This is a genomic window from Pseudoalteromonas sp. SR41-1, from assembly GCF_014164015.1.
Taxonomy (GTDB): Bacteria; Pseudomonadota; Gammaproteobacteria; order Enterobacterales; family Alteromonadaceae; genus Pseudoalteromonas; species Pseudoalteromonas distincta.
The window spans coordinates 20,253-30,734 of sequence record NZ_JACJEK010000031.1 but is presented as its reverse complement, the minus strand read 5'-3'; the positions used below and the strand labels follow the sequence as shown (position 1 = coordinate 30,734).

Genomic DNA, 10,482 nt, shown 5'->3' with positions numbered 1-10,482 from the left:
CACACCGACGACAAACTAGGCCCGCATTATTAGTTTTTTCGTAAAGCTCAATCCACTTTAAACGTTGTTTAATTTCTTTGTTCATAGCGTCATAGTATATTGAAACGATCTCTATGAATCACACAATTAACCTCATAAAATTTATCGTCGCTTTTATATTTTTCTAACGCACACAATTAATATGGCTATTTAAGCGTACCACTCAAATAGCCTTGATCTGGATAAAATTTATGTAATTAATCTAACGGCTGCTCTTGTAGCTTAATTAACAACGCTTGCAATTGGTTTGCAGGTAATGTGAGTTCAGAAAAAATTTTATCGCGGTCAAATCCATACTCTAATTCAATAATCCATTGCTTAAACTTTTCTATATACTGTTCAGGTATGACTGAAATAGGGATAGATCGCAAAGTCTTATACCTAATATAATCAGTAGTGCTAGCAAAATGCTCTTCAAGCCCTGCCATAAAGTATGCCCAGTGTTGTTCAGTAAAATTAGCCATAAACAGTTTATAATCAATGTGATTGGTTGGTACCTCAGTAAAAAGACGTTTAAATGCGTGCTCTGGCTCAACATGAATAGCGTGTGAGAAAAACTCGGTATTGGCGCTGCGTTCGGTCCATAGATTTCGGCTCTCTCTTGCCAATACTAATAATGATTCAACCTTGTCAGGTGCGTGTGTCAGTGCATAGGAAATGAATCCTGGGGCGTATTCACGATCTAAACGAGCCATAAGTGTATTATTTAACGCATGTTCACTGGAAATATGCTCACAAAGCGTTAATAACGTATTTGCATTTAACTTATCGTTTTTGTTATCGATTAAGCTTGCATCTGCAATGGCTAGAAACACCTCAGACTGCTTCTCTAGTGCAAAATAATCACGTAAAATCTGTAGGTTAGATTGTATAGGGTAACCTACCAAAAGTGCATCACACGCTGTTGGCAAATCAATCAAACCATGACTTAAACGATAAAAAATAAGATCTTCGCTGGGCATTGAACTAACGTTTAATTCCATTGCAAGTGCAATATATTCTTGTGCCAGTGAGTGATGACTCGTAGCTAGCACTAAAGCCGTGGCAGCATCTCTCCAAAACGGCATAATGCCTTTCACATTAAACAAGCTCTTTAATTTTTCAACAGTTTGATTAATGTATTCAAGCGGGAATTCATGCTTTAGCATATACTTTAAAATATGCAAAAGACTCATCGCTTCATCTCGACCATCCGCCACATAACTCGTTAGCTGAATATCTTCGTTAAACCAGTTGAATATATTACGATAATTTATATCAATTGTTTGCCCCTTTAAATCTAATAATGCTATTTTGGCATTGGTTCGATATTCAGGGTCATCATTATCCATTTCATCAAGCAGTGTTTCTGCAATATCATAATCACTGATATAGTTAATAAGATCTAATAATAAATACCTTGAAAAAAAGTGACGAGGTATTAACGCCTGAATGATACCCGCGCCCCATTTATCAATGATCTTATATAACCATTGAGTATTGAATTCATACTTATTCTTATTTGATAAGTGCTCATAACAGCTTACAACAAGTACATCTTTAATTTTTTCATTCAACGTGAACTTATTATTAGTTTCATCGTTAAAGGCTAATAAAAATAACAAGCTTGTTATCACTTCATTACTTTCGAATTCAGTAAACATGAGATCAGCTGCGCTTACTGAACTGGTATCTAAATTAATAATGGCTGCTAATGCTGACTTTTTTAAATGATCCGTTAACTCTGTATTCAAAGTTATCTCCTGAGTGTTTATCTTTTAGCTTTAATATTGATGCTGGGGAGTTTTAAGGAAACTAGACAGTCTGTTTTTTTATCGACCTAACCACTTACAAATCGTAGGCCTAAATATACCGCGTCTTCGGCACACAGTGCCTACACTTTTAGTTTCTTCGCAAAGTTCAATCCATTTAAAGTACTATATAATTTCATTGTTCATGAGGCCGTATAATATTAAAACGATCTCTATGAATCATGCACTTTAGACTACAAATCTATTTGCCAATCGAGTTGGCACCATGGGTGTTCATCGTCAGCTAAAATTGATGTCAATTCTTCGACATCTAATTGAATCTTTTGCTTTATATCAAAATCATTAGGATAACGTTTATTATCCGACGGATCAGTTAAGTTAATACCAACCCAAGTTAAGCGGCCAACAAGGTGACTCATGCCAAATTCTTGCCAATCAATAAATAATTGTTGTGCAATTTTGCCCAGTACTAGTAAATAATACCAAGCCTCTTGCTCTGTGATTAAACCAGTAGTAAACGCACACCGGCATAAAAACGCAGAACGTCCTATATCAAAGCCTTTAATTCCACAGCTTGATAATGCAACATTATGTTTTTGAGCCCATGCACTAACCATATACTCATCACTGTTTTTATCTTCATTTTGATTTAAAAAAAAGCGTTCAATATATAAATCATGACGAACACTTTGGACTAAACAATTCATAAACTGACCACTTCGGGCAGTGTCTGTAAAAACATCTAGGGTTTCAACTAAATCAGCTTTACTATGTATATCATAACTATTTTTTAATACTTTTATATTACCGTTAATAATCGCTTGCAATGGATATGTCTTACTTTTATGTAACAAACAATCCAGAGAATAGCCATTTTGCATCGATAGGTAACCAGATAAACTAATCAACCAGTGTTTTTGCTGATTAGTTAATAATTGGCTTTTAAGCATTAAATCTGCTGGACTAATCTCCATCAACTATCTCCTTTTTATTCTGTAATTGCAGACATAATTCATTGTGTGTTGCTTGATAGGGCAATTCTTGTTCGATGAGTTTTTCAGCACACTTAATGGCTGAATTCAAAGAGTGAACAGCGTATGGATGAGTATTATATTCGTATGCAGCTTGTTTAAATGACTCTAAAGCTTTGCCATACTCATTTAATTCTAAAAGTGCACATCCTTTAAAATAATATGCTTGGGGTGCTGTGCGTAGAGCTTTAATTGCAATGTCAGCTAACATAATACAAGTATCATAGTCTTGCTGATCAAATGCAGCCTCTAAAAACTTTAAACAATCACTCGGGTTATAAAGCATAAATTGTTTAATTTCTTTGACACAATTAAGGGCATCACGTTGGCGGTTTTCAACAACACTATGGTCCTCGTAATCAACTAACTCTGTATCTCGAATACATAATATAGCCAGTGCAAAGATTTGCATTGATTCAATATGCCATATTGATTCAAGTGATCGTCTGACTGAATCTCGCTCATTTGTTAGTTCAAGTATTTCCATTTCTTGTTCTGTATAACAACGAGGTTCTAAAGAACCAGAAAAGAAGGCTGTTTGATAGAAATCGCTAAAAGTAGCAGTATGTTCTTGTAATGTTTCTACTAGTAACTCATAGGTAATTAAATCGTAGCAATACCTTACTAGTTCAACAATTAGTGGCCATAGCCACAACTGGCGTTCAATATATAGATCTATAAACACTAAGAACTCAGAATATGCTTCATCTAAACGATGTAATTTACATAAGCATAGAGCCTGGAGGTAGTTGCCCTGCTCTTTAAATACATGTTTATATTGCTCAGTAATTGACAGAGCATCCTGATATCGCCCATTTTCATACATTAACGTCGCAATTTTTATAGCGTTTTGTGTTTCATCAGCTCTCAACTCTCGAATATATCCGCGTCTTGCTGTTATTAATGCAACCTCAATTTCCATATCGGCAACAACACGTGTTTCTGCATCTAAATAAAGGTAGGCTCTTTCAAAATTATTAAGCTTTAAGTAACACAAGCCAATGTTTTTAAACATCACCTTGGTGCAGAAGTCGCGATAATTTCGCTCTTGCTGTATATAAAGCTTAAGTGCAAGCTCATAATTTTTTAGTTTATACTCAGCATGTGCCTGATAATTTAAGAGGGACTCTTCGGTGTAGGGAATTGTTAAAGGTGTTAGGATACGTTTAATACTACTATAGCCATTAATTGTCCATAAATACTTAACTATATAATTGTAAAGAGGAAAGTCAGTTTTAAACACCGGCTCTATTTGCTGAACTATATCCTCTATTTCTTCAGCAGAGAATGTATCGTACAAACATTTATCTTCAATATAACTACGTATTTTAAGATGACGATTAAAAGCTTCCAAATCAATATCATCACTAATGTTCTCAACTAAGCCATCGTTAATTCTTTTTGGTAACGTTTTTATGTAACGAGATAAAGCGATCGCCGCTTTTTGGGTCGTATCATCACTACTGGTAGACAAGCCATCGGTAATTTTTAAACTATTATCCAAAAATATCCATATATTTTCAGGTAAAAAGTAGTGATTAGAAAAAAAACCAAGTAAATTCTCGGTCAACGTCTTACTTTGATTAACGTCCCAAAATATTGGGGCCGCGAATAACATTTTCCACTTTTCTAAACTGTGTCTACCTAAAATATCACTATAAAGTTGTTCTAAAGCAAGGTTGAGTTGGGGTATCGTGTGAATGATTGAAAACTCAACAGGCTCGTCATTTGTATTATGATTTGGACTAGCTTTAAGTTCAAAAAAAACTTCAGCCTGTGTATTTTCAATATCAGTATCTAGCTGTGGCTGATCATCCTTAAGTAATACATCATCAAGTATTATTGAATTATCATTTTCAGCATCGTCACTTTTTGAAATTTCTTTTAATGCTTGATCATACGCTTTACGTAACGCTTTAAATTCTTCAGGGAATTCTTCGGGCGGCGTTTTTTTTAATAACTGCGTATATGCTAATTTTACGGCGCGTTTATCTTGTGTTGGTTCTATACCTAACACTATCCAATGGACCATTTATTTAACTCTTATATTGTAGGCACAAATAATAAAATGCATGATTAGTAAGACATATTCAAAAATATTTTAATACGTTCTTTTGCAGCATCAATTTTATGATTATCATGGGTTTCCAACGCACGATCAAAAAGCCCTATAGTTTCACCTACCTTCCTGCGCTTATCGCCTAAGCTCTCTTGAAACATACGCTCAAGCTTTGCTTTAAAAGAGGTATTAGCAAGTTTGTTCTTTGGTAATATTTTTAAAGCTTGAAGCCTTGCAAATTGCTCTTGTAATTGATTTTGGTCAAGCTCTTTCACATTCTCGCCAACATAAGTACGATATGTTTTTTCAGAATCCTTATTTTTAACTTCCACTTCAATAACCCCATTGAGATCATATGTGTATGTTATATAAAAAGACTGAATTTTGTTTAAAGGCTCAAGTGTAATGTCTAATGATCCCATTAATACATTATCTTCAGGTAAGTAATTTTCACCTTGGTAAATGTTAATCAAGACGCTTTCTTGACTTGGATGTTTGGAAAATAAAGAGCGAGTTTCACTAACAGGGATTGTAGAGTTACGCTCTATAATTGGTAAAAATTCAGGTTGGTTATGCTCGTTCGATATCTCAACGCCCAATGTAAAAGGGCAAACATCCGTCATAATTACATCTTTGAACTGATTATTTCGCGCATTCATACTTGCTTGAATAGCTGCACCAATAGCAATAGCGTGGTCTGGATTATATTGAATTTGTGTAATGCGCGAAAACGCATGATTAATTTGCTGGCGAAAAATTGGCATTCGGGTGGCACCACCCACAAAAACCAAGCCATCTATATCATCTATCGATAATTGTGCATCCGTCATTGCTCTATGAATAGGAAACTTAACACGCTCAATTAAATCATTACAAATATGCTTGAAATCGTTTTCATCAAGAGTATAAGTTAAAATATTTCCTTCATATTCAAAATCAAAGTAGGCAGAGTCTTCGGTGGTTAGCTGACATTTTAATTGATCGCATAAAGACCAAATATTTCTCTCATCGCCATTAGTTAAACAGTTTGGTTTAATACTGTGTTTTTTATATAAATCGTCTACGATTGCTTGAGTAAAGTCGTTCCCACCGAGGTAGTTATCACCACCAGAAGCGTGAATCTCAAAAATGTCATTAAACACTTCAATAACAGATACATCAAACGTTCCCCCCCCGAGATCAAGCACTAAATAAGTGTTATCTGAATCTTTGTTGTCTAGTCCGTATGCAAGCGCTGCGGCGGTTGGCTCGTTAATTAAGCGCTCGACCGTCAAACCAGCAAGTGAAGCTGCCTGCTGTGTTGCTTGGCGTTGTTTATTATTAAAATAGGCTGGAACTGAAATAACAGCTTCGGTAATCGGTTGTTGTAAATATGCTTCAGCTTGCTCTTTAAGGTGCTTAAGTAAAATAGCTGAAAGTTCTATTGGTGTATAAGATTGCTCTTCTAGTTGGTAAACTTTGTCCGTTCCCATAAAACGTTTAAATTCAGACACTGTCAACTCTGGGTGAGTCGCTAAGCGGTCGCGAGCAGCTTGACCAACTAAAACATAATCACCTGTAAAGCTCACAATAGATGGCACCAAAACATTGCCTTCTAAATCAGCAATTAGTTTAACGCCATCATCTTGCCATACCCCAATTAAACTGTGTGTCGTTCCCAGATCAATCCCTATCTTCATATTAATACCTTTTATTCTGACAATTATTAAATCGCTTTTTATGTTTTAAAGCCGCGATTTATAAGACTACTTATTATATTGGCATTGATTGTCATGTGTAAAATAAACCCTCATTCCAAATGAGCGCTGTCCAGTTTGAGTTGACCAGAAGACACATCTATAATGGAGATACATAATGACTTTGATTTAATTTCTCCACTATCGTATTTTGCTAATAATTCTATCTCAAACTCGCTTACTTTCAGAGTTTGCCCTTACCCCTTATTATCTACTTTCATTAACGTATCAGCATTTGCTAAAACTATAGTGTTTTAGCCCAATACTTAGGCTAACTTTAAGGCAAACCGTCCCAAGACTTAATTTTATTAATAACGTCTATATCAAGATCTTCATATTCTTGACTATCAATATCAAGCGACTTATACCAAGCAAAATCTTCATCGTATTTAAAATCAATTGAGGAATAACCTTCCGAAGTTATTTCAACACGAACTTTGTTCCAAGGAACATCATCTTTGTCTTTTTTCATAATGTGGAAAAGTGCATAGAAGGCATCAGAGACTTTTGATTCATAAGCAAGCCCATTTCGCTTATTAACAGTAAAATATTTATAATTTTTGGAATCATTTTTATCTAAATATTTCTGAGACATAGTTACTGAAACATTAACTTTATCCATTAATAACGTCAATGTAGCTGTATCCCATTGTTCAGGAAGAGCATCAAACATTGCTTGTCCTATATGATTGTATATATCGTCAATTGTATCGAACATCTCATATCCTTAATTGGCTACAGACTGGCTTTATAAAAGTAAACCCAACCAATTGGCTAGCTACATATGCTGGCCTTTTAGTTATAGAGTTATAATTTATATCATTTCTAATTTATGTGTAATTTGAGATTGATAAAAATCATTTCCATTTCGTTGATCAAAAGCCTGAGCAATCTGCGAAGCCTTGTTATAAAAGCAGTCGAATAGTGTTTTGGGATTGTACCTGTCATTTTCATCGTATAGTTCAAAGCTTTTAGGCATTGTTAAAAATATTGATATTTTACCATTGTTTAGTATTGATTTTAACAACATAGAAATACCTAAGTAATATTGGTAATGCCCTCGTTGATCTATATTTTTAGAAAGCCAATTATAATGGTTTTGTATTCTGTCTGTGCCGGTTTCAATTAAATTATGAATAGCACAATACTGTATTTGTAAGCCAACCTGATGTAAAAAGTTCGGATTGTCACGAATAAGTTGATAGCCAGAAGTAAGTAGCATTTGCCCTAAGTCATCTTTACCCAGCTGGCTTGCGGTAATAAGTAATTCTGGCAAGGTTAAATGAGGTACTTCGGCACAGCTTTGGTTACCTTGAATTAAAGGTAATGCGGTATTTAATGCCTCAGAATACCTACTTAACGCGGTAAGTAGCACGACCATAAAATGGACTTCACATGCTGCACAATCTGCAAAACGGTCATTTTCTAAACCTTGACTAATTTGCAGTTGCTCAAGGCTCTTATCCAGTTCACCCATGCTTAAATAAAGTTGGGCTTGCATGTAATGTACTGGCCTTAAGCTAAAACCTGCTTGAGCGTAATGTTGCTTCATATTATCTATTAACTGCTCTAACTTAGCCCGGCTTATAGAATGAAAACCAATAGCACAATCTATTACATATTTATATTTCCACAGCATATTGGTTAAAGGAAATTGCTCTGGATATTTTTCGCATTGCGCAATACACCAACCAAAATTAACGAGTGCTTTTTCTGGTTGCCCCGCAAATGCGGCGTCTTCAATTAAACTAACTCGGCTTCTATATTTTAAATTAATATCATTACTTTGATCGGCTAATAAAATAGCTTGTTCCCCAAGCTTTATTTTTATTGGGTCACCGTCTTTTAAACGGCTTGCTTTGAGTATTAACTCATTTACAGTGCTCATATTATTTTTCCTTAAACAATAGCTTAGTGCTGGGTTTTATTATTACTTTGGAAATTTAAACTCGTTGTCATCATAGATATTAAACCTGTGTTTAAAATATCCATTTCATTTTTATTAAGAGGAAAGTGCCCCATTAAAAGTGATTGTACATAAATTATTTTTAAACATTGTTGGAGTTGAGGTAACTCATTGCAGTGAATTAGTGAAGTAATTAACTCATGGTTTGCATTTAAGCATAATTCAGAAAATACATAGCTTTCTATTGGCTTTGTTACTGTATCAATAATGTCAGACCATAGTTCGTCACTTTCAACTTGGTTTATTTTTGCACTTTTAATAAAGTATTGCTTTTCGCAGCTGATATAAAGCGCAGGCACTTGCTCTGGTTTGAATTGCTTTACACTGATGTTTGGGCAAATGTCACTCATTACAGTGTTTGCTTTGTTTATAAACTCAGCTAATAACGCTGGGTTTATATCAGTATCACTAAGCTGACCAACTAAGCTTTGCGGGTCAAGTACCTCAATATGCGTTTTGCTAAGGTGCGCATATAAATTTAATATATCAGTGCAATATGCATAACCGCCGTTTATTAAACACTCTTGTTTTGCACTCGATATTTGAGCAAATTGACGAAAACTATCCACATTTTCAACGTAAGTAATATGCTTATATTTTTCAATATAATTACCTAAAGTCATACTGCCTAAGTTTGTTTCGAATTTAAGAAATGGTGTTATTTTTAAACAAAAATAATGATTATCTAAAACAAGTGACTTTAGCGCCATTTGATGACAACTTACAAAATGCTCAAATTTTTCGGGTGCATTTTCTGCCATATTTACAAGGTAGGTTATTAGCTGTTCACCAAGCTCCTGCTTGGTTTCAAGTAGTGTAGCATCTTCGTATAGTGCCTCGCGTGAAGCGGTAGGTCTTAAATCATCAGCATTAATAATAGTACGAACAAAAAAGGCCCAGTCCGGCAAAATATTTTGAGCGCTTTTCGTTAACCGCATTCCTTTTAAGTAAATTAAGTGCTGCTGTTGATGCTCTGTGGTGGCATGCGAAATAATGTAACCCAAACCTTTTACTTTACCTGCTTTCGTTTTTAAGGTTATGGTGTCAAAAAAAGGACCTCTAAAGTATTTTTCGCCTATTAATATTGCTTTATCTACAAACTCGTTGTTAGATACATTTTCCCATAGCCACGGTGGTTTTGATGCGTTTATTCTAAAGTTAGTTTTTGAAGGCGTATTTAAGGTGATCGGGTAAGGTAAATAACTAGCGTAGTATTGCATCCAATGGATTAGTGAGCTGTGAGTAAAATAATCCTCACCTTCAGTTTTTGCCGTTAATAAAACACGCGTTCCTATTTCCATTTGCTGGTCAATTTCAATAACTTTATAAGTACCATCAGGGCTCCCCGTCCATTGTAGTACTTTATCTTTTTGCTTAATACTGCGAGTTTGTACACAAATAGTGTTTGAGACCATAAAACAAGCCAACAAACCAATACCAAACCGACCAATATAGTCATGCTGCTGTTTATCTAATAACTCTTTTTTTGATGACTCACCAATAACCGCCAAAAATTGATGTATTTCTGCCTCAGTCAGTCCCGTGCCATTATCTTCAATAATAAGCTGTGATTGAGTTTGAATAGAATTTTTAGGAAGTAAAGTTACGCTAATATTGTCTACTAGCTCGCTTTGTGAGTCACTATAATTATGCCTTGCAGAAATAGCATCGGTGCTATTTTGTAATAGCTCACGAATAAAAACGTGCGGACCACTGTATAAGTGCTTAGATAATATATCGATGATCCCTGAAAGGTTTACTAAAAACCTTTGCTCAATCTTTTTGCTTGAGTCTGTCATATTCATCCTTAAATGTTAGTTTCGCATTGTTTTTTACCATAAACTTTGTCTAAAATTAAGCGGTTTTATAATAATTTTTACTTTAAGACAAACACTTACCT

At 34.8% G+C, this 10,482-nt stretch carries 7 protein-coding genes; all 7 read right to left on the bottom strand.

Annotated elements, in window-relative coordinates:
- Window positions 1–236 precede the first annotated feature (236 nt).
- Window positions 237–1,772 carry a hypothetical protein gene (locus H5118_RS19560; protein WP_182749827.1) on the bottom strand — a complete coding sequence of 512 codons (1,536 nt, stop codon included), beginning with the start codon at window positions 1,770–1,772 and terminating at the stop codon, window positions 237–239.
- 251 nt (window positions 1,773–2,023) lie between these two features.
- A complete protein-coding gene (locus H5118_RS19555; RefSeq protein ID WP_182694948.1) occupies window positions 2,024–2,764 on the bottom strand; it encodes a DUF1266 domain-containing protein in 741 nt (246 codons plus the stop codon).
- Window positions 2,754–4,853 (bottom strand): tol-pal system YbgF family protein, encoded by a 2,100-nt coding sequence (locus H5118_RS19550; protein ID WP_182749825.1) that lies wholly within the window; start codon window positions 4,851–4,853, stop codon window positions 2,754–2,756. The genes H5118_RS19555 and H5118_RS19550 overlap by 11 nt, the downstream gene beginning before the upstream one ends.
- A 44-nt stretch (window positions 4,854–4,897) precedes the next feature.
- Entirely contained in the window at window positions 4,898–6,559 is a 1,662-nt protein-coding gene (locus H5118_RS19545) for an Hsp70 family protein (RefSeq protein WP_182749823.1), read from the bottom strand.
- Window positions 6,560–6,893: 334 nt separating this feature from the next.
- Entirely contained in the window at window positions 6,894–7,334 is a 441-nt protein-coding gene (locus tag H5118_RS19540) for an immunity protein YezG family protein (RefSeq protein ID WP_182749821.1), read from the bottom strand.
- Between the two features lie 96 nt (window positions 7,335–7,430).
- Window positions 7,431–8,504, bottom strand: a complete 1,074-nt coding sequence (locus H5118_RS19535) for a hypothetical protein (protein WP_182749819.1) — start codon at window positions 8,502–8,504, stop codon at window positions 7,431–7,433.
- Window positions 8,505–8,527: 23 nt separating this feature from the next.
- Window positions 8,528–10,381 carry an HSP90 family protein gene (locus H5118_RS19530; protein ID WP_182749817.1) on the bottom strand — a complete coding sequence of 618 codons (1,854 nt, stop codon included), beginning with the start codon at window positions 10,379–10,381 and terminating at the stop codon, window positions 8,528–8,530.
- Window positions 10,382–10,482: the final 101 nt, after the last annotated feature.

Coding starts and splice junctions, on each gene's coding strand:
- H5118_RS19555 (WP_182694948.1), bottom strand. CDS start 2,764: ATGGAGATTAGTCCAGCAGATTTAATGCTTAAAAGCCAATTATTAACT.
- H5118_RS19550 (WP_182749825.1), bottom strand. CDS start 4,853: ATGGTCCATTGGATAGTGTTAGGTATAGAACCAACACAAGATAAACGC.
- H5118_RS19545 (WP_182749823.1), bottom strand. CDS start 6,559: ATGAAGATAGGGATTGATCTGGGAACGACACACAGTTTAATTGGGGTA.
- H5118_RS19540 (WP_182749821.1), bottom strand. CDS start 7,334: ATGTTCGATACAATTGACGATATATACAATCATATAGGACAAGCAATG.
- H5118_RS19535 (WP_182749819.1), bottom strand. CDS start 8,504: ATGAGCACTGTAAATGAGTTAATACTCAAAGCAAGCCGTTTAAAAGAC.
- H5118_RS19530 (WP_182749817.1), bottom strand. CDS start 10,381: ATGACAGACTCAAGCAAAAAGATTGAGCAAAGGTTTTTAGTAAACCTT.